The organism is Thermoactinomyces sp. CICC 10522, assembly GCF_016055075.1.
Lineage (GTDB): Bacteria > Bacillota > Bacilli > Thermoactinomycetales > Thermoactinomycetaceae > Thermoactinomyces_A > Thermoactinomyces_A daqus.
Genome location: NZ_JAECVY010000009.1, coordinates 21,317 through 40,558 on the forward strand (window position 1 = coordinate 21,317; position 19,242 = coordinate 40,558).

Sequence of the window (19,242 nt, forward strand, 5' to 3'; positions counted from 1 at the left end):
GTTACACTCCCACCTTCGTCTCTGTTAAGAGCACAAATCGCTCCAGCAATTTCCTGCCCAGCTCTCCGCTCTTCTCAGGATGAAACTGCATGCCGTAAATATTGTTCCGCGCCACGACCGCCGTTACCGGCTGATAATAATCCGTGGTGGCAATCACGTCCTCCGCATTCCTCGCCTGCACATGGTAAGAATGGACAAAGTAGACATAATCCTCTTCCAAACCGTAAAAGAGAGGGTGGGGATGCTTGATCGACAGCCAGTTCCATCCCATATGGGGAATCAGATAATCTCCGGAAAACCGGACGACATGGCCGGGCAACAGGTTCAGCCCCTGATAATACCCATGTTCATCACTGCTGGAAAATAACAGTTGCATCCCGAGGCAAATCCCGAGCAGCGGTTTCCCCTGGTTTGCTTCCTGTTTGATGACGGAAACCAGCCCGCGTTCCTCCAATTCGCGCATGGCATCCCCAAACGCCCCGACACCCGGCAAAATGATCCCGCCCGACTGCTTGATTTCCTCATGGTCAGAGGTAACCCGAAACGGGACATTCATCCGCTTCAGCGCCATGGAAACGCTGTGCAAATTTCCCATTCCATAGTCGATGACAGCCAGCATCACAGCACCCCCTTTGACGAGGGAATCCCCTGCACGCGCGGATCAAGCGATGTGGCTTCATCCAGCGCTCTGCCCAACGCCTTGAAACAAGCTTCAATCATATGGTGGGTATTGCGGCCGTAATGAAGAATCACGTGCAACGTCATCCGCGCCTCCAGGGCCAGCTTCCAGAAAAATTCATGAACCAGTTCCGTGTCAAACTGCCCCACCTTGCCACCGGGAAGATCCACCCGGAATTCCAGATGGGGACGATTGGAGAGATCAAGTGCCACTTGCGCCAGCGACTCATCCATCGGGACAAAAAAGTTTCCATAGCGCCGGATGCCCCGTTTATCCCCCAAAGCGCGGCGAAGCGCCTGACCCAGGCAGATGGCAATATCCTCAACCGTATGGTGGTCATCGATTTCATGATCGCCTTTCGCTTTGACGCTCAAATCAAACTGGCCATGCTTGGCAAACAAATCAAGCATATGCTCCAAAAACGGAACGCCTGTCCGCAGTTCCGTCCGTCCCGATCCATCCACGTTCAACGTCAGGGAAATCTCCGTTTCACCGGTTTTTCGTTCAATGCTACCGATTCGCTCTTTTGCTTCCACCTTTTTGCTCCCCTTCCTTCGCATGATCCAGACGCACCCGGATGGAGGCAGCATGGGCCGTCAAACCTTCTGCCCGGGCCAGCGTCATCACTTTTTCCCCGTCCCGGCACAGCGCCTCCCTGCTGTAGGAGATCAGGCTCGTCTTTTTCACAAATTGATCCACACCGAGCGGGGAAAAGAAGCGGGCAGTTCCATTCGTGGGCAGGACATGGTTGGGCCCGGCGAAATAGTCGCCGATCGGCTCCGGACTGAAGTTCCCCAAAAAGACGGCTCCGGCATGTTTTACTTTCCCCAGCCACTGCCACGGTTCTTCGATGGCAAGCTCGAGATGCTCAGGGGCCAATTGATTGGCTGCGGCAAAGGCCTCTGCAAGGTCGTCAACCACGCAAATCGCTCCGTGCCGCCGGATCGATTCCGCCGCAATCTCGCGCCGTTCCAGCCGGTTACATTGCAGCTCCACTTCCTTTGCCACTTTTTCCGCCAAATCGGGAGAAGGCGTGATCAAAACAGCGGAAGCCATCGGATCATGCTCCGCCTGCGAAAGGAGATCGGCAGCGACATACACGGGATTGGCCGATTCATCCGCAATTACGACTATTTCACTCGGCCCGGCGATGCTGTCAATATCAACCTGCCCGTAAACAGCCTGTTTCGCCAAGGCAACATACACGTTGCCAGGGCCGACAATTTTGTCAACCGGCGGAATGCTTTCCGTTCCGTAGGCCAACGCAGCCACCGCCTGCGCTCCGCCAACTTTGTATATCGACGTCACCCCGGCGATCCGCGCGGCTGCCAGGGTCGGAGCATAAACCGTGCCATCGGGCAGAGGAGGCGTCACCATCACCCGTTCCGGCACCCCCGCCACTTTTGCGGGCAAAACATTCATCAGCACGGAGGAAGGGTAAGCGGCCTTCCCCCCCGGCACATAGACACCGACCCGTTCAAGCGGCCGGATCAGCTGGCCTAAAATCGTCCCGTCCAGTTCGGGTGAGAACCAGGAATTCTGCTTTTGTTTTTCATGGTAGGCTGAAATGCGCCGGGCAGCTTCATGAAGCGCTTCGAGAAAAGCGGGTTCCACTTTCCCCATCGCCTCGTCGATCTCTTCTTCGCTCACCTTGAGCGTCACAAGATCGGCTTTGTCCAATTCTTTCGTCAGCCGAAGCAGCGCGGCATCCCCTTCTTGTCTGACCTGTTTGATAATGCTTTGGACAATGCGCCTCTCCCGCTCGGTATCCTGGTCATTCTTCCGCCTGGTATCCAGTTGCTCTCTCTTTATGATCGAGATCATCGCCTGACACACTCCCCAATCACCTTGCTTAAAGCGTTCATCAAAGCCGAAATGGGTTCACTTTTCAATCGGTAACTGGCCCGGTTAGCAATCATCCTGGACGTGACCGTGCAAATCGGTTCAAGCTCAACCAGCCCGTTTTCCCGCAAAGTTTGGCCGGTGGACACAATGTCGACGATCCGGTCGGCCAAACCGATGATGGGTGCCAGTTCAACCGAACCGTTTAGCAGGATTACCTCGACTTGCTGCCCCTTTTCTTTAAAATATTTCTCGGCGATGCGGGGGTATTTCGTGGCAACCCGCGGGTAAAGTCCCGGTCTCCAGTCCGGCTTCCCCGCCACGGCCATCCGGCAGGGACTGATGCGCAAATCGAGCAGTTCATACACGTCGCGTTCCTGCTCCAACAGTACATCTTTCCCCACAATGCCCAAATCGGCCACACCATACTCCACATAAGTCGGCACATCCATCGGCTTGGCCAGAAAGAGGGAGAAGCCCGCTTCCGGCATGGTAATCACCAGCTTTCGCGAATCCTCGTTCAGAGAATCAGAGACGGGAATCCCCGCCCTGCTGAACAATTCGAGGGCTTCCTTTAAAATGCGCCCTTTGGCCATGGCAATGGTCAGCATCCGCCTTCCCCCTTTCCTTCCGGCAAGGTCACAACCCGGTCATAGCGCTTTGCAATCTCGGGCAGCCCGTCCTCTTCCGCAAGCAGATGGGTCGCCACCGCATATCCTTCCTCCCGCAACTGACGGGCCCGGGACAGAGCTTCTTTTTTCCGGTCTGCCTGATAAAACAAGCCGATCGTTTCCCGAGGTTCGGGACGGAGCGGGCATGCGGCAAGCAAATGGTCAAGTTGTACCGCAAAACCGGTCGCCGGCAAAAAACGGCGGAAATGACGATACAACCCGTCATACCGTCCCCCGCTGAGCAACGGGAATCCCTGGCCGGCAGCATATCCTTCAAAGTAAACACCGGTGTAGTAATCAAGGCTGCCCACCAGCCCGAGATCAAGGGTCACCGCTCCGGCGCATCCATAAGCATCCAGATATTCAAACAACTCTTCCAGATGCTGTCCCGCTTCCTGAACGGCAAGACTCCGGCTTCCGCTCGTTAAACGTTTGATCTGATCCAGCGTCGTTCCTGCCTGAACCAACGTTTCAATCTCAATCCGTTGAGACTCCTTCAGCCCGATTTCCCCAAGCTGCTTGCGAAATTCGACCAAATTTCGCGCTCCCAGCTGCTCTTTCAGCCGGGTGAGCGCTTCATCATCCTCAATGCGCTCGCGCAGGAACCCTTCCAACAGCCCGACATGACCCAGCGCGATTTGAAAGGAATCGACCCGGCAAGCGGTCAAGACCTTGACAGAGAGCGCAATCACTTCGGCATCTGCCTCCGCCCCCGCTTCCCCGACCAACTCAACCCCGGACTGAAAAAATTCGGAATTGCGGCCAGCTTCATTTTCCTGCGCACGAAAAACATTGGCATGGTAACACAAACGCAGCGGAAGCGGTTCGTGTTTCAACAGGGAAGTAACCACCCTGGCGATCGGGGCGGTTTGGTCCGGCCGCAACACAAGGGTGTTCCCTTCCCGATCCATGCATTTGAACATGCGTGATTCATCGATGGCGCTCGCTTGGCCAACCGTCTCATAAAATTCCAGGGTCGGCGTCCCCACTTCCGCATAGCCCCATTTGGCAAACTCGGTTTGGATCAATTCTTCCATCATGCGTTTCCTTGCAGCCAGTGGCGGCGGAAAATCACGAAAACCAGTCGGTTTTTCAAAAATAAGCGGCTTGGTCATTCTGGCTCCCCTTCATCCGTTTTGCTTTAGTTTACTAATACGCTAAAGGATTAATTGTTTCATAGTATAACACGCTTGCGGCACTTTGGCTAGGAGGCTTTTCCCGTAAAAAATTTATTGCCGGTTTTGTCTGGCTTTTAGTTGGAAAATCAGTCCACCTGTTCGGTCTCTTTCAGCCAGTTCACCATCTTTTCCAACGCCTTCCGCCGATACGAATAATGCATTCGTTCCGCTGATGTCATATCTTTTAATACCTTTGTCGCACCATCGGGAAGAAAAATGGGATCAAACGGGAACCCCGGCTCCGGTTTGATCCTCTCCGGCCACTCCTCCAAAATGACGCCCCTCGTCTTCCCGGTGAATACCTTCTGTTTCCCTCGCCAGCTTACCCCGACTGCACCTTCAAACCAGGCCCTCCGGTCTTCCCCTGCCAGCAGCTTCGCGATCCCGCGATAGCCGATTCTCTCAAACACGCGTTTGGTCAGGACCCCGGGGAATCCGGGATAAGCGGCCAAATACAGTCCCGCATCATCCACCATAATGGGACCGGATCCGCTAACGGCCGCTTGCTCCAATTTGATGCGGGCCACTTCTGTCACCGTTCCTGCATCCGGTTCGTCCAGCGGAAGGTCGATGCTTTCCACTTCAAAGCCGAATGGAGATAAAATTTCCCTCGCTTCTGCCAATTTCCCCGTATTTTGTGTTGCAAAAAAAATCTTCATCTGACTCTCTCCTCTTATCGCACATCAGGCATGCTGTTCTCCTTTTATCGGAATCCATTTTTGCTCTTCCGCACCCCTGCTTTCCTATCTTAATCTACCCTAAGCCCGTTTTTCATTCACATCTCCGCACCGCCCGGCCATAATTTTAAAAAAGTGGACAAAAAATGACGCTTTGTTACGAATATATAAATATATTTATTTTAAGCTTATGGCCAAAGTCTCCCGGAGCAGGAGGATGCGGGGTTTGGTGGTTTTCTTCACTTTCCGCTCCTGAAAAAGTCGTTGCAGAGAAGCCCCCTTCCGCTGAAGTTTATCCACTGCCCGGATGATTGACTTTTTGTGACTGAACCTGATGTTTCCGATTCAACGCTTGTGGAAAGGAGAGGACGCACATTATGGCGATGTTGGCTTTCTTGTTTTTCACAGCTGGGGTCGTCCTCGAATTGCTCGGCTTCATTCTCATATTAAAAGGAAAAGCAACCTCACTGGAGCCTATCATTCTGGGACTGGTCTGCTTTTTAATCGGTTTTTTGGCCCGCTGAATCCGACCATTTACATAAAAAAGCACTCACCCTCGCCGGATGAGTGCTTATGGCCTTTGTTTTTTATCCCAGCACTTGACTCAAAAACTGACTTGTTCGCTCTTCGCTCGGATGCTCAAATATTTTCTCCGGCGTTCCTGTCTCCACAATCCGGCCTTCATCCAGGAAGACGACCTGATCGGCCACCTCACGGGCAAATCCCATTTCATGTGTCACGATCACCATCGTCATCCCCTCTTTGGCCAGTTTCTTCATCACCGACAGCACTTCCCCGACCAACTCCGGATCAAGAGCCGAAGTAGGTTCATCAAACAACATGGCTTTCGGTTCCATGGCCAAAGCCCGGGCGATGGCCACCCTCTGCTTCTGACCGCCGGACAGGGAGCCGGGATACACATTTGCCTTGTCCTCCAACCCCACCTTGCACAGCAATTTCCACGCCATTTCTTTCGCTTCTTTTTTCTTCTTTTTCTTCACATAAACCGGAGCTTCCATGATGTTTTCCAACACATTTTTATGGGGGAACAAGTGAAAGTGTTGGAAGACCATCCCCACCTCCTGACGAATCCAATTTAAATCGCTTTCTTTTGGGTCGACCTTTTCCCCGAAGAGGTAAATTTCCCCGGAATCGGACTGTTCCAGAAAGTTCATGCAGCGAAGCAGGGTGCTTTTTCCTGAACCGCTGGCCCCGATCAGCACCACCACTTCCCCTTCGTTTACCTGAAGATCAATCTCTTTCAATACTTGCAGCTGCCCGTACCACTTGCTGACCGCCTTCAGTTGAATCAAGCCCCGACACTCCTTTGTTCGACATTAAGCCGTTTTTCCAGCCATCTCAGCATAAAGGTGAAGATGAGAATGAGCGCAAGATAATAAAGCCCGTTAACCAAATAGGTTGGAAACTGTCTGAAGTTGTCCGCAGCTGCCCCCAATCCGCTCGCCCACAGTTCTGTTCCGCCGATGTAAGCAACCAGTGAAGAATCTTTCAGCCCAATAATAAACTGATTGCCCAAAGCAGGAATCGAACGGCGAAACGCCTGCGGCAGGATGATCCGGCGCATCGCCAGCCAATAAGACATCCCCAGGGAGCGCGCCGCTTCCATCTGGCCATTTTCAATCGATTGAATCGCCCCGCGGAAAATCTCGGCGATATAGGCTCCGGCATGGACAGCCAAAGCGATCACCCCCGCCGTAAAGGAATCCAGTACCACGAATTCCGCCAGGCCAAAATAAAGGGTGACAATTTGTACAATCAGCGGTGTCCCGCGAATAATCGCGATGTAAAGAAGAGCCATTCCCTTGAGAACAGGATTCCCCGACAGGCGGCAAAAAGCGAAAAACAAACCGATCGCCGTCGCCAGTAGCAGTGACCAAAAAGTGAGCTGCACGGTCTGCCAAGCCGCCTGCATAAACTCGTCAAAAGTGGTTTGGAAAATCTCCAGTAACGTTATCATCAGCGGGCTCCCTCCTCTTGTTCGTTTGTCAAAATATTCCGATTAAAATATTTTTGGCTGATCCGTTCATAAGTTCCGTCGGCAATGATCTTTTGCAGAGCCCGGTTCATCTTCTCCCTTAACCGGTCATTACCTTTGCGAACCGCAATCGCCATGTTATCCGTGGTCAGCGGCTTACCGACATCCTGAATCGGAAATCGCATCTTGTTCATGGCATACAGGCCGACTGCCTGATCCGTAATCACGGCATCAATCCGATCGGTCGGCAAATCCTGCAAGGCGGTAATATCGCTGGTATACTCCACAATATCCGGGGAATATTTTGCAGCAACATCTTTAAACGTACTCGCCTTGACCACACCGATTTTTTTCCCTTTCAGGTCTGCGGCCGATGTAATGCTGCGGTTCCCCTTTTTCACGAAAATCTGCGCCCCTGAACGGTAATACGGGTCGGTAAAGTCAACGGCCTTCTTCCGCTCATCCGTAATCGCCATGCTCCCGATGATCGCATCATACTTTTGCGCCTGCAAGCCGGCAATGATCGTCTCCCAGGGAGTGGTCACGGGCTTCGGCTTCAATCCCATCTCTTTGGCCAGCGCCTTTCCGATTTCCACATCAAAACCGGTCACCCGGCCCCCATTTTTAAAATCACGATAGTTAAACGGCTTGTACAATCCGCTCATGGCAAATGAGAATGTGCCTTTTTCCAGGGTAATCTGCCCTTTTGGCCCGGGACCGGCACAAGCGGTCAAACCCAAAAACGCCATCAGCAAAAAAGAAATACCGGATATCCAAAGGAAACGAATTACAAAAACCTCCTTTTGCCGATGGAAGTTATTTCAAAATAAACTTCTTGATTCTATTTTGAAATAACTTCCATACTTAAATTGTTTCACTCTATAAAACCCCTGTTACCCTTCTATATCGTTTTGCAAACATTTATATTTAAAATAATTATTCCGCAACTACTTACATCCATTCTTCGTCTATAAAAAGAAAGGTTGCTTGCAGAAAAATAAATAAAATGATCTTGAAAAGATTCATTTTTTTCTACACAATGTAACCCAAAAATATTAAAATTAAATTATTAGTCTCCATTAAGCAATTATCTTTTATTCTTCTTTTTATTCGTTTTTTGTTGCATTCCTCAATCCATATTGGGTTGCATTTGACGAGACATGAATGTTTTCTGGAGAGGAGTTTTTGCATGTACAAGGTGATCGGGCTATACAAAAAGACAGAGAAAGAAGAAGAATTTATAAACCATCTCACCAATAACATTATTCCCCAAGCGCTGAAGATTCCCGGGATTATCAAAGTCGATATCACACACCTCGTCCCCTCCCCGTCATCTCCAAGTGATATTAACGAATACAATGACTATTTCCTGATGTGCGAAATCTACTTCGCCAGCTCGGATGCATTGCAACAAGTTCTGGAGAGCGAACAGGGGAAAGCGATCGCCGAAGTCTGGGTGGGAAGCGCCTCTTCCTTCTTAACCACTTACGTCGGTAAAGAGGAATCTTATACAGCGAGTTTATTTACACGCTATCAAACATAAACCTTTGCATGCTTTTCATCCCTTGCAAATATCCATCCCATGTCTGCACTTGAAAAGCTGGCCGGTCCGTACCGGCCGGCTTTGTTTTTGTCCCCGATTGTGGTATGCTACGTTTCGGAAAATCAGGGTTTTGGAAAGGAAGTTCAGTCCATGATCTATCGCTCCTTACGCCGTTTACTGTTTCAGATGGACCCGGAACAGGCTCACGAATGGACGATCCGCTCGCTCAAATGGATGCAGGCAAATCCATGGATAAAAAACTCGTTTCAAAGGCAAATGACCGTGAACGACCCGCGCCTTCACACCACTTACTGGGGACTTTCATTTCCAAACCCCGTCGGACTGGCAGCCGGGTTTGACAAACACGCCAACGTATACCCGGGTTTGGCCGCTCTTGGCTTTGGTTATGTGGAAGTGGGAACACTCACTCCACGGCCGCAAAGCGGAAACCCCAAACCACGCCTCTTTCGGCTTCTTCCCGACCAAGCGGTGATCAACCGTATGGGCTTTAACAACGATGGGGCGGAAGCAGCCAAGGCATCATTTACCCGCCTGCCCCGCCCCTCCATTCCGATCGGCATCAATTTGGGCAAAAACAAGGACACACCCAATGACGAGGCTGCCGAGGATTACCGGAAAGGATTAAATGAACTTTATTCCTGCGGCGATTATTTCGTGATCAATATCAGTTCTCCCAACACCAAGGGATTGCGCGATCTCCAACATGCCGCCTCGTTAAACAGCCTGTTGGCCGCCATCCTGGAAAAGCGCGATGAACTGGCGAAAAAATATGAACAAAAACGGCCAATCCTCTTAAAAATTGCCCCGGATTTAGAGAACGAAGAAGTGGAAGAGATTGTCACCATCGCCCTTGAAAAAGGAATTGACGGTATCATTGCCACCAATACCACCATTTCCCGCGAAGATTTGTCCTCTCCTTTGCAGAAAGAAACAGGCGGGCTCAGCGGCCGTCCGCTCGTCAACCGCTCCACGGCTATGATTCGCCGAATTTACAAAATCACCCGGGGCCGGGTGCCGATCATCGGAGTCGGCGGGATCTTTACCGGTCAGGACGCCTATGACAAAATCCGTGCCGGGGCCAATCTCATCCAGGTTTATACCGGCATGATCTACCGTGGGCCCTCCATCGCCAAATGGATTAATCAGGAACTGCTCGAACTGATGAATCGGGATCAAGTGTCCAGCATCAGCGATCTGGTCGGTCTGGATCATCAGTAACTCGTCCGTGCACCGCCGGCAAATTTCAGGCTCTCCCTCTTTTTCGTTCGGGAGAGCCTGTTTTATACCGAAGGCGATAAATTCCGTCAAAACCAAAAGTTTCCTGAACAACTTTTGAAACGGAATGAATAAGGCAAGACAGCTGTCCGGGTCTTCAGACCTTCACTCGAAACATCTGAGCCCCTTCCTTGTAAAAAGCCCGGAAAAGTCCGGGCTGCAGCTTCTCCAACTATGCCTTTAACTCTATACCTTTGACATCAAGCTGATATTTCTCTATGGCCTTTTTTAGCCAATTTTGCTTTGGATGATCAATATAATTCGTAAAATCCGGTTCCCGGCGATATTTTTTCACAATCCCCTGCTTCCAAAAGTACTCTTGGATGATCTGCTGGATCTTCTCTGCATCTTCATTTTGACAGCGGATCGTCAGCTTGGCATAAAACTCCTTTGGCCGGCCTTCCTTCCGATAAAATTCAACATGAATGACTGCATGGGGATTGACGTATCTATTTCGAAGAAGATAAAAGCTTGTTTGATTATATTGTAATCGATCCAAGCTATCCTGATGTAGCTTTATGTCCCCCTCTCCATAGCGAATTCTCATCGCTTCTGCGATTTCTTTGATCAATTCCGGTTGTAAATCAACGGTACGCAATTCAAACTGGTACTGCTGATACTCCTCCGGGCAATACTTCTTTTCCGGTGGTTTTTCCGGTACATCGATGTCCAGATTATATTTTTCTGCATAGGGCCTTAACCAATTTTTATAAGGATCATTCACATAGTTTACAAAATCCATGTTATAGTCTTCATAAAGATCTTCCGCTGTTTCCACAAATCTACGGAATGCTTGCTGCACCTTGGGCGCATCTTCTTTCCGGCAACGCACCACTACATGGCAATAATCATTTTCATCTCCGACTCCGGCATAAAAATACACCGCGATCACGGCATTCCGGTCTTTTTCCTCATTTCGAAACAGATAGAACAGATCCTTTTCTCTTCGGTTATACCAAGCATCACCGTAATCCTTTAACTCTTCCCCGGAAATCCGGATCTCCATCGCCTCTGCAAATCCTTTGATTAATTCCTCATCTGCATCCAGGCAATACATGTACCACTGGTATTGTTCATAGTCTTCCGGTCGAAACATCTTATCCCTCCTGTTTCTAATGGATCCATCATACGCTCCGACCTGATTATCTGCCTTAATTAATTTTCGATTTTTCCCTTGACAACCGGGACACGTCCTCCGTTCGGTAAACAGGATGAGCCGGTCTCCCTCTTTCCCCGGACTGTTCCCTAGTTTACTGGATATATATTCCAGTATTTTTGGTTCGGAGTCATACTGGCGCCCATGTCCGATATTCTCATTTTCATCAGGTTGATAATCCATTGGGTATACCTCTTCTTGCCCCTCTTTTGCTTTCACATAGTCAAACTTAAACTTATCTCTCGGGACTTCCTTTACCCATCCCTCTTCAAAAATAGGAATGTTTTTCCCGGAATAAGCCTTCAGCTCATGTTCCGAAATTCCCGCGATTTCCACTTTGGCCGTGGCGAAATTTTTGCCTCCGTCTAAAAGAGAATCTCGAAACTTAACAATACTATTTGCTTTATTTTTACTATACCCTTTCGCAGTTAACTGTTTAGTCGCTTTATCCTTATTTTCAGTCCCAACTAATTCAATAATCTCTTCTATTAGCTTTTTCCGTGATTTTTCCGCTTCGGTGGATAAGCCCTGAGTCTGCTTGGCCAGCAGTTCCGGAGTGATTTTTTGTGTGGGGCTGGCCCAGCCGTGCGGGTCGAGTTGGTCACTGTAGGAGATCACATCTTTCGGGCCGCTGCCGGGACGGAAACAATGGAGCGGCCCTTCCGCAGCGGCAAAATACTTGGGCATGGGCTGGTAGCCGAAGCAAGGATCAGCGGACCTGGCCAGATACTTTTCCAGTTTCGCCAAGACCGGCCCTGTCTGTTTCTGGACGGACGCTTTGACCATCTGAACGGCCGGTTGGATCACCGGTTCCATCAAGTGATAGCCACCGACCAACAATCCCCCGGTCAAAGCTCCGGCCAGCACGCGTTTGAAGCTGAACTTTCGCCCGTGCAGCCAGTCATCAACGATCGTGGTGCCTGCTCCTTCTCCGGCGCCGATCACGATTTTCCGGGAGAAGAGCTTCTGCATGGCTTTCGGGAAGCGGCTGATCCACCGGCTTCCTTTTTCCATCAATGCACCCGCGGTTTTAAACCGGCTCAAGTAGGGAAGCATTTTCACTCCAAGCCAGCCCAAACCTCGCTCCAACGCTGCGGAGAAGCCCATGCCGCACAGCCCGAGCACTCCGCCGATGCCGCCTTCCAAAAAGGTGGACTGGTCGATTTTCCCGCCATTGAGCAAAACACTGATCCCAAATGAAGTTATCGCGCCCCCCAGAACCGATGCACCGAGCGGTGGCGCAATAAAGCACAAAACCACACCGACGATGATGACGGCGGTAAACAATATGTACCCTTTGTATTTCCAAACCCAGTCCCAGGCGGCGGACAGCCCGTCGACCACGACGCGCGCAAACCGGTCACATACCTTGGCAATCCAGTCCCAGGCTTCGGCAAAAGCTTCTTTCGTTTTCTGCCAGGCAGCCGAAATTTTCTGTTTCGTTCTAGACCAGAGACTGGAAACTCCATCCTTCATCTCTTTCCAAAAGCTGTGATTCTCGTTTTTTGCCTCGGTGACTGCTTTGGACGGTGCCGGTGCAGGGCCCGATTTCACTTTGTCAAAGTGATCATTTACTTCCGGGACTTGGAAGCTCCCGCTCTCGGCATAAACCGGGACATGTCCCAGCAGTCCTGCCCCTGCAAAAATGAGGAGCATGACCACAACCCATTTGAACACGCTCTTCCTCATAGCCCTTTACGGAAAGCAAAAAATCCCCGCTTGCTTTTCCGTAAATTTCCCTCTTTCGCAAAGAGAAAGAATCTATTTAATAGAATTTACCTTCAAATTATATAAATTTTTTCATTCGATGGCAGAATAATTTATTAAAATTTTATACAAAAAGCCCTTAAGCAAATATGCTTAAAGGCTTGTTTCCATCGGTGTAACTTTTTTAACTTTGCTGCACCCCCCGTCCAACAACCCGTTCTCGCCGGCGAGAGCATCGTATGACCTGCTACTACCCCTACTTTCTGGTCTTCGCATTTTGAATAATCCGAGAGATTGAAGATATTACATTGCAATGACAGGCGACTGTGTCTGGATCGTACTGACCATCTTCTTGAAAATAAGAAATTGGTTGCCTTCTACTTCGATTGAAATGGTGAATTTGTCAAAATCCCGAATCACTCCCCTGTATTGAAATCCATTCACCAAAAACAATGTAACCGGTATGTTCCTTTCCACCAGCTGCGTAAGAAAATTCTCCTGAATGTTGTCCATCAGGACCATTCTCCTTCCTCTCGTTTTAACGTCTTCTACTGCATTTCTTTCCCAATTCCCCCTCAGGCAAACGAATTCCTCTTTTCCATCGTCTCTCGTCGTTTTTCCGCTCTCCCCTGACATAAAACCGGCATCATGAATAAAATAAAACCAGCAATTCAGCAATGTACAGAAAAGAATACAAATTTAATAATCTAATAAATTCATCCTAATAATGTATAAATATATTGCTATATAAAAATAGAGGCGTTATAATATATTAAGGCTAAATATTTTGATTTTTCAATTAAATATTATTGGGAGGAGTGCTTGTGTTTCGGAATCGGTGGGGATCTTGTTTGCTCATCTTCCTGCTTGTCCTCGCTTTTAGTCCGGCCATGTTGTTTTCCGGCAGCACCCGGGCATCCGCTGTGCCTTCTTCAGAAAGCGGTTCCTCCAAACCCGTTTACCATCCCGGGCCTCTTTATGAACAGTTTAGGCAGGCAGCGAAGGAATTTCATGTTCCCTTGACCATTCTGCTCGCCGTCAGCTACGCCGAAACGCACTGGCAAGATCATCACGGAAAACCGAGTGAACTGAACGGTTACGGGTTGATGCACCTGGCCGATAATCCAACGAACCATTCACTGCCGGAAGCCAGTCAGTTGCTGGGCATTCCGGAAAATCAGCTCAAAAATGATGTCAAACAAAATATCCGCGGCGGTGCAGCCGTTCTCGCCCAGCGGGCCAAAGAGCTGAATCAGGGCAAGCTGCCGCAGGATTTGGCCAAATGGTATACTGCTGTCGCCGCTTACAGCGGGCTATCCTCCAAACTGACGGCCAAGTGGTATGCAGATGAAGTTTACAGCCTGATCAACCACGGCGCCTATCGTCTGGTCGACGGCAAAGATATGTTTATCCGTCCGACGCGGGTGATCCCCGACAAAGGTATCTATGCCGACGTGAAAGCGGTGCAGGCGGCAGCCACTCCGGACTATCCCTATGCCAATTGGGTTGCCGCCTCCAGCAGCAATTACACGGCAGCCAATCGCGTGGCAGACGGAAACAGCATCAATTATATCATTATTCATACAACAGAGGGTTCCTACAGCGGCACCATCAGCTGGTTCCAAAATCCGCAGGCGCAGGTGAGCTCACACTATGTCATCCGCTCCAGCGACGGGGAAATCACGCAGATGGTCCAAAACAAGGACATCGCCTGGCATGCCGGTAACTGGGATTACAACGTCCACAGCATCGGCATCGAACATGAAGGATATGTCAGCGATCCATCCTGGTTTACTGATGCGATGTACCGCGCCTCCGCCAGTTTGACGCGCTGGCTCTGCGACAAGTACGGAATTCCCAAAGACCGTTCCCACATCATCGGACACAATCAGGTTCCAGGTTCCACGCACACCGACCCCGGCTCCGGATGGGACTGGAACTATTATATGTCACTGGTCAACCAATCATCCTCATCCACGGAGATCGTTGTCGACAATTCCAATACATCCCGCGTTTCCGTCAGCGGCAACTGGGCGCTCAGCTCCTGGAACTCCCAAAAATACGGAGCCGACTATTACTATACCATTCCCCAGGCGGTCAGCGAACCTGTCTGGTTCAAATTTAACGTACCTTCTTCCGGTTCCTACAGCGTTTACGCCTGGTGGCCCGCTGATCCCGGCTATAACAGCAACACGCCCTATATCATCAGGACATCCAGCGGAAATCAAACGGTTTATGCCAACCAGCAAGCGGGCGGAGGAAAATGGAATTATCTCGGCACCTTCAATCTCCCCGCAGGCGATCAATACATCGTCGGGGTTTCCCGCTGGACATCGGGAACAGGCTATGTGATTGCCGATGCGGTGAAGCTGGTAAAAAATTAATGCGAAAATAAGTGTTCAAAGCCGGTAACGCCGGATGATGGCGTTGTCCCGGCGTTTTTTTGTGAGCATGTGTTGCCGGTCTGAGGCCGGTGCGCCGATCCCCCGCAAATTTGCCTGGTTCCCCCGTGCTTGCCAACTTTTTTTATTTCCTTCTTGATATCAGAACATATGTTCGTGTATGATGATTAGCAAAGGGGGGAGCGGGATGAATGTGATCAACTTTCATCAATGGTATGAGAACCGTTTGTATCTTGCGCTTATGCATCAATCCGAACCGAAGCGAACCTGGAAATATGAACCGCCGCAAATTGAACCTGACCAATTGGAATATATGGCTTTTTTACTGGAAGAAGCACATGAACTGGAAAAACCGGTTCTGGTCACGTATGCGGGCAAACACTCCCCGCTGCAATTTTACGGTCAAGTGATTCACGTCCAACCTTATGAAGGTTGGTTTATCATGGCTAACGGCCAGATAAAGCAACGGCTCCGCTTTCGTCAGCTGATCGAAGTGGACTGGTTCTGAAACAAAAGAAGCCCCGGGGTTTCCCTCGGGGCTTAAGCTTATGCCTGCACTTTTATCAATCTTTCCCGGATGCGTGTCAATAAAAGATAGACGATCGGAACAATAAACAAGGTTAAAAAGGTGGAGGAAGTAAGCCCGCCGATGACGACAACTGCCAGCCCCTGGGACATCAGGGTTCCTTCTCCATACCCCAGTCCGAGGGGGAGAAGCGCGAAGATCGTGGCAAAGGCAGTCATCAGGATCGGCCGCAAACGAGTGCCGGCCGCTTCGAGCAAGGCTTCTTCGATCCGGAGTCCGCGCGCCTGCACCTGTTTGACGCGGTCGATCAGGACGATGGCGTTGGTAACCACGATTCCGATCAGCATCAAAGCACCAATCATCGCGGAAACGCTGATCGGCTGCCCGGAGATCCATAATCCCGCCAGCCCGCCGATCACAGCGAACGGCAGGGAGAAGAGAATGGTAAAGGGTGCGGTCGCCTCGCCAAATGAGATCATCATTACGATGTAAACGGCGGCAATGGCCACCACCATCGCCACGCCCAATTGGGCAAAGCTTTTATTCATCTCTTCCGTGTCACCGCCGATTCTGACGGAAATACCTTTGGGGATCTTCACCTGATTGATCGCCGATTGCACTTCCCGGGAGACAGCCCCCGTATCCTTGATCGTCACATCGCCGGAAACGGTGGCATAGCGCTGACCGTTTTGCTTTTGAATCGAAACCGGTCCGCTCACGACTTTGACATCGGCGATTTCCCCCAGTTTGATCAAATCGCCCGTCTGCGACAAGATCTGGATCTCTTTCAGCCGGTTGAGAGAATTGAGATCGTTCTCCTCCAGACCAAGGCGAACGTCCTCTGCAGTCGGGCCATTGTTTATCTCAAACACTTTGTCGGCATCGAGAAGGCCTCGTATGGTATAAGCCACTTGTTGCGCCACCAGTCCTTTGCGGGCGGCTTTGGCTTCATCCACATGGACATCGACAATTTGCCGGCTGGCACTCAGATTGTTGCTCACATTGGTCAAACCGTGGACGTGTTTTAACCGGGAGGTGAGCGCTTCGGTCACATTTTTGACCTGGTCCATGTTGCTTCCCTGAATGCTTACGGAAATTGAACTGGAAGGCGGTCCGACGCTCCTCACTTCATTCACTTCGATTTCCCCTTGTTGCCCCAGCGGTTTTAAGTCCGTCCGCACTTGGTTCAAAAAGGGATCCATGTTGGTGTGATCAGCCAGTTTGACGAAAATGGAGGCGCGGTTCGGACTGCCGATGCTGCCATCGGACATCAACTGTCCGCGCAGGTTCCCCACCGAAGAGGAGATGATCTCAACTTCCGGGTGTTTCTTCAGGGTCTTCTCAATCTTACCGGTAACCTCATTTGTCTTTTCGAGATCGGTTCCGGAAGGCATTTTCAAATTGACCTGCATCGCCTTCTCTTTTTCCGAAGGCAGAAAACTGGTGCCCACGAGCGGAACCAGTCCAAGGCTCAGGACAAGGAGCGCGACGGCTCCGCCCAGCACGATCGCCTTATGGCGAAGCGACCACGCCAGTGCCTTTTTATAGCCGGAAGCAAAGCGGCTGTGACTGCGCTTCTCGCTCATTTTTGTCCCGCGCAGCAACATGATTTTGGACAGAACCGGAACAATGGTAACAGCGACCAACAAGGAGCAAAGCAAGGCAATCGCAACTGTCACGGCAAACGGATAAAAGACCTTGCCGACAATCCCGTCGATAAACCCGAGCGGAATAAAGACGGACACCGTTGTCAGCGTTGAGGAGGTGATCGCTGCCCCCACTTCTTTAGTCGCCAGGTAGATAATCTCCGACGTGCGTTCTGGTTTGCGCATCAGATGGCGGTAAATGTTCTCAATGACGACGATGCTGTCATCCACCACCCGTCCGACTGCTACGGCAATTCCCCCCAAAGTCATAATGTTGAGGGAGATATCCGCCTCTTTTAATAACACGATCGTGGCAAAGATCGAAATGGGAATCGAAATGATCGAAATCAGGGTAATCCTGAATTTGCGAAGGAAAAGCAGGATGACCACCGAGGCGAACAGCGCACCAAGCAGCCCTTCGCGAATCATTGAACGAATCGATGCTTTCACGCCCTCCGATTGATCAAACAGCTTGATCAGATGGAGATCGGGATTTGCTTTTTTCAATCCGGCAATTTTCTTGTTGACCTGAGTGGCCACATCGACTACATTGGCATCCGGATTTTTGATGATGTCGATATTGACCGACGGCTTCCCATCGGTACGGGTGATCATGGTATTGTTATCTGCTGATTCAGTAATGGTGGCGATATCGCCCAATTTTACCGTCTTGATCTCCGGGTTTTTCAGTTCGGGTTTTTTCGTTTTGGCGGAAGGAAGCGAAGGTTTTCCCGCCATATTCAGCTTCGGCACGGACAATTTCGACTTGGTCCCGGCACCGGACGCTTTCATTTTCTCACTGAGCTGTTTCAGCACGGCCATATTGATGGCGATATCGCGCTGCAATTCAGCCGCTTTCGCTTTCAGTCCGGCATCATCGGGATTTTGTTGCAGTTGCTGAAGCGTTTTGTTCAGTTCCAACTGATCGCCGAGCACCTGTGCCTGTTTGGCCTGTGCCATTTGCAGCATGGCCATTCCCTGACTCATCTGGCCCATTCCTTGTCCCAGGCCGTTGACTGCCTGACCGAGCCCTGATACCGCCTGACCCAGTCCGCCGACCGCCTGTCCCAACTGTCCCATTCCCTGGCCGATCTGATTGAAGGCATCCTGCATTCCTTCTCCGGGGTTTGCCGGAACCGTGAGTTCGTAGTTCTTTAACTGGTCGATATTCGTGATTTTTTGGTTGATCCGAATCGGCATATCGACAGAGCCCGATTCCAGGTCACCGACAGGCAGGGACATGTCGGCACTTTGCAGGGCCTGCTCGACCTGCTGCAACGACAAGTTATATTTTTTCAATTGATCCGGTTTGAGGCGAATATAGACCGCTTTGGCCCCTTCTCCCTTGACTTGCACTTCACCGACACCGTCAACCGTCTCCAGCTCCGGCTTCGCTTTGTCGGTTACCCAGCGTTCGAGATCAGCCGCATTTTTCTTGTCGCTGGTCACAGCCAGGGTGATCAGCGGGTACGTATTTAAACCGAATCGGTTAAAAGTGGTGTTCATCACGCCATCCGGCAGTTTGAGACGATGGATGGCATCTTGCATCTCCTGCTGCGCCTTATCCAAATCAGCAGAAAAATCAAATTGCGCTATAACCACGGACGTGCTGTCCGCAGAAACGGAGGTGACTTTCTGTACCCCCTTTACTCCCATCACTTCTTTTTCAATCGGCCCCGTCACTTTCTGATCAATGTCCTCCGGCGACGCTCCCGGATAAGGAGTAATCGCGACAATGACCGGAAAATCGATGTCCGGCATTGCTTCCATCTTAAGCTGTGACGCTTCGTACAGCCCGCCGCCGATTACCAGGATCACCAAAAGAACGATCGCCGACACATTTTTCAAAGAAAACCGGGTCAGCCAGCTCACTCTTGGCCCTCCTTTTTTTGCGTAAAAAAACTTGCCGGTGTCTGCATGGTC

General features: G+C 50.6%; 17 protein-coding genes. 5 read left to right on the forward strand and 12 right to left on the reverse strand.

Going from position 1 to position 19,242, the window contains the following annotated elements; all coding sequences use genetic code 11:
- Position 1: 1 nt before the first annotated feature.
- The 6 genes from hisH to I8U18_RS12540 form a co-directional block, all read right to left on the reverse strand.
- Entirely contained in the window at positions 2-619 is a 618-nt protein-coding gene (gene hisH / locus I8U18_RS12515) for an imidazole glycerol phosphate synthase subunit HisH (RefSeq protein WP_033099833.1), read from the reverse strand.
- Complete coding sequence (gene hisB, locus I8U18_RS12520; RefSeq protein ID WP_033099832.1) at positions 619-1,215, reverse strand: imidazoleglycerol-phosphate dehydratase HisB; 597 nt, start codon at positions 1,213-1,215, stop codon at positions 619-621. Before hisB ends, hisH begins: the two co-directional genes overlap by 1 nt.
- On the reverse strand, positions 1,190-2,500 hold the full coding sequence (gene hisD, locus I8U18_RS12525; RefSeq protein ID WP_370589199.1) for a histidinol dehydrogenase: 1,311 nt from the start codon (positions 2,498-2,500) through the stop codon (positions 1,190-1,192). The genes hisB and hisD overlap by 26 nt, the downstream gene beginning before the upstream one ends.
- Positions 2,500-3,132 (reverse strand): ATP phosphoribosyltransferase, encoded by a 633-nt coding sequence (hisG, locus tag I8U18_RS12530; RefSeq protein ID WP_033099831.1) that lies wholly within the window; start codon positions 3,130-3,132, stop codon positions 2,500-2,502. The genes hisD and hisG overlap by 1 nt, the downstream gene beginning before the upstream one ends.
- A complete protein-coding gene (hisZ, locus tag I8U18_RS12535) occupies positions 3,126-4,307 on the reverse strand; it encodes an ATP phosphoribosyltransferase regulatory subunit (protein ID WP_198058929.1) in 1,182 nt (393 codons plus the stop codon). The genes hisG and hisZ overlap by 7 nt, the downstream gene beginning before the upstream one ends.
- A 149-nt stretch (positions 4,308-4,456) precedes the next feature.
- Positions 4,457-5,029 (reverse strand): non-canonical purine NTP pyrophosphatase, encoded by a 573-nt coding sequence (locus tag I8U18_RS12540; RefSeq protein ID WP_033099829.1) that lies wholly within the window; start codon positions 5,027-5,029, stop codon positions 4,457-4,459.
- Positions 5,030-5,424: 395 nt separating this feature from the next.
- On the opposite strand from I8U18_RS12540, the gene I8U18_RS12545 reads away from it, so the two are divergent.
- Complete coding sequence (locus tag I8U18_RS12545; protein WP_160173800.1) at positions 5,425-5,571, forward strand: hypothetical protein; 147 nt, start codon at positions 5,425-5,427, stop codon at positions 5,569-5,571.
- A gap of 63 nt (positions 5,572-5,634) precedes the next feature.
- Here I8U18_RS12545 and I8U18_RS12550 read toward each other — a convergent pair whose 3' ends face one another.
- From I8U18_RS12550 to I8U18_RS12560, 3 genes are read right to left on the reverse strand one after another with little or no spacing between them, the layout of a single operon-like run.
- A complete protein-coding gene (locus I8U18_RS12550) occupies positions 5,635-6,360 on the reverse strand; it encodes an amino acid ABC transporter ATP-binding protein (protein WP_198058930.1) in 726 nt (241 codons plus the stop codon).
- Positions 6,357-7,025, reverse strand: a complete 669-nt coding sequence (locus I8U18_RS12555) for an amino acid ABC transporter permease (RefSeq protein ID WP_198058931.1) — start codon at positions 7,023-7,025, stop codon at positions 6,357-6,359. The genes I8U18_RS12550 and I8U18_RS12555 overlap by 4 nt, the downstream gene beginning before the upstream one ends.
- Complete coding sequence (locus I8U18_RS12560; RefSeq protein WP_198055953.1) at positions 7,025-7,792, reverse strand: ABC transporter substrate-binding protein; 768 nt, start codon at positions 7,790-7,792, stop codon at positions 7,025-7,027. Before I8U18_RS12560 ends, I8U18_RS12555 begins: the two co-directional genes overlap by 1 nt.
- 440 nt (positions 7,793-8,232) lie before the next feature.
- On the opposite strand from I8U18_RS12560, the gene I8U18_RS12565 reads away from it, so the two are divergent.
- Together I8U18_RS12565 and I8U18_RS12570 are read left to right on the forward strand one after the other, a co-directional pair.
- Positions 8,233-8,586 (forward strand): EthD family reductase, encoded by a 354-nt coding sequence (locus tag I8U18_RS12565; RefSeq protein ID WP_160173799.1) that lies wholly within the window; start codon positions 8,233-8,235, stop codon positions 8,584-8,586.
- A gap of 153 nt (positions 8,587-8,739) precedes the next feature.
- On the forward strand, positions 8,740-9,825 hold the full coding sequence (locus tag I8U18_RS12570; RefSeq protein ID WP_198064806.1) for a quinone-dependent dihydroorotate dehydrogenase: 1,086 nt from the start codon (positions 8,740-8,742) through the stop codon (positions 9,823-9,825).
- Positions 9,826-10,054: 229 nt separating this feature from the next.
- Here I8U18_RS12570 and I8U18_RS18230 read toward each other — a convergent pair whose 3' ends face one another.
- Both I8U18_RS18230 and hfq read right to left on the reverse strand, forming a co-directional pair.
- A complete protein-coding gene (locus I8U18_RS18230) occupies positions 10,055-12,715 on the reverse strand; it encodes a deaminase domain-containing protein (protein WP_198064799.1) in 2,661 nt (886 codons plus the stop codon).
- A 333-nt stretch (positions 12,716-13,048) separates the two neighbouring features.
- Positions 13,049-13,258, reverse strand: a complete 210-nt coding sequence (gene hfq / locus I8U18_RS12580) for an RNA chaperone Hfq (protein WP_198055951.1) — start codon at positions 13,256-13,258, stop codon at positions 13,049-13,051.
- A gap of 311 nt (positions 13,259-13,569) precedes the next feature.
- On the opposite strand from hfq, the gene I8U18_RS12585 reads away from it, so the two are divergent.
- Together I8U18_RS12585 and I8U18_RS12590 are read left to right on the forward strand one after the other, a co-directional pair.
- Complete coding sequence (locus I8U18_RS12585) at positions 13,570-15,129, forward strand: golvesin C-terminal-like domain-containing protein (protein WP_198064800.1); 1,560 nt, start codon at positions 13,570-13,572, stop codon at positions 15,127-15,129.
- 205 nt (positions 15,130-15,334) lie between these two features.
- On the forward strand, positions 15,335-15,655 hold the full coding sequence (locus I8U18_RS12590; protein WP_198055949.1) for a YolD-like family protein: 321 nt from the start codon (positions 15,335-15,337) through the stop codon (positions 15,653-15,655).
- Between the two features lie 38 nt (positions 15,656-15,693).
- Here the strand turns inward: I8U18_RS12590 and I8U18_RS12595 are convergent, their stop codons facing one another.
- Entirely contained in the window at positions 15,694-19,191 is a 3,498-nt protein-coding gene (locus I8U18_RS12595; RefSeq protein ID WP_198064801.1) for an efflux RND transporter permease subunit, read from the reverse strand.
- Between the last annotated feature and the right edge of the window lie 51 nt (positions 19,192-19,242).

Coding starts and splice junctions, on each gene's coding strand:
- hisH (WP_033099833.1), bottom strand. CDS start 619: ATGCTGGCTGTCATCGACTATGGAATGGGAAATTTGCACAGCGTTTCC.
- I8U18_RS12590 (WP_198055949.1), top strand. CDS start 15,335: ATGAATGTGATCAACTTTCATCAATGGTATGAGAACCGTTTGTATCTT.
- I8U18_RS12555 (WP_198058931.1), bottom strand. CDS start 7,025: ATGATAACGTTACTGGAGATTTTCCAAACCACTTTTGACGAGTTTATG.
- I8U18_RS12540 (WP_033099829.1), bottom strand. CDS start 5,029: ATGAAGATTTTTTTTGCAACACAAAATACGGGGAAATTGGCAGAAGCG.
- I8U18_RS12565 (WP_160173799.1), top strand. CDS start 8,233: ATGTACAAGGTGATCGGGCTATACAAAAAGACAGAGAAAGAAGAAGAA.
- hisZ (WP_198058929.1), bottom strand. CDS start 4,307: ATGACCAAGCCGCTTATTTTTGAAAAACCGACTGGTTTTCGTGATTTT.
- I8U18_RS12545 (WP_160173800.1), top strand. CDS start 5,425: ATGGCGATGTTGGCTTTCTTGTTTTTCACAGCTGGGGTCGTCCTCGAA.
- I8U18_RS12560 (WP_198055953.1), bottom strand. CDS start 7,792: ATGGCGTTTTTGGGTTTGACCGCTTGTGCCGGTCCCGGGCCAAAAGGG.
- hisG (WP_033099831.1), bottom strand. CDS start 3,132: ATGCTGACCATTGCCATGGCCAAAGGGCGCATTTTAAAGGAAGCCCTC.
- hfq (WP_198055951.1), bottom strand. CDS start 13,258: ATGGACAACATTCAGGAGAATTTTCTTACGCAGCTGGTGGAAAGGAAC.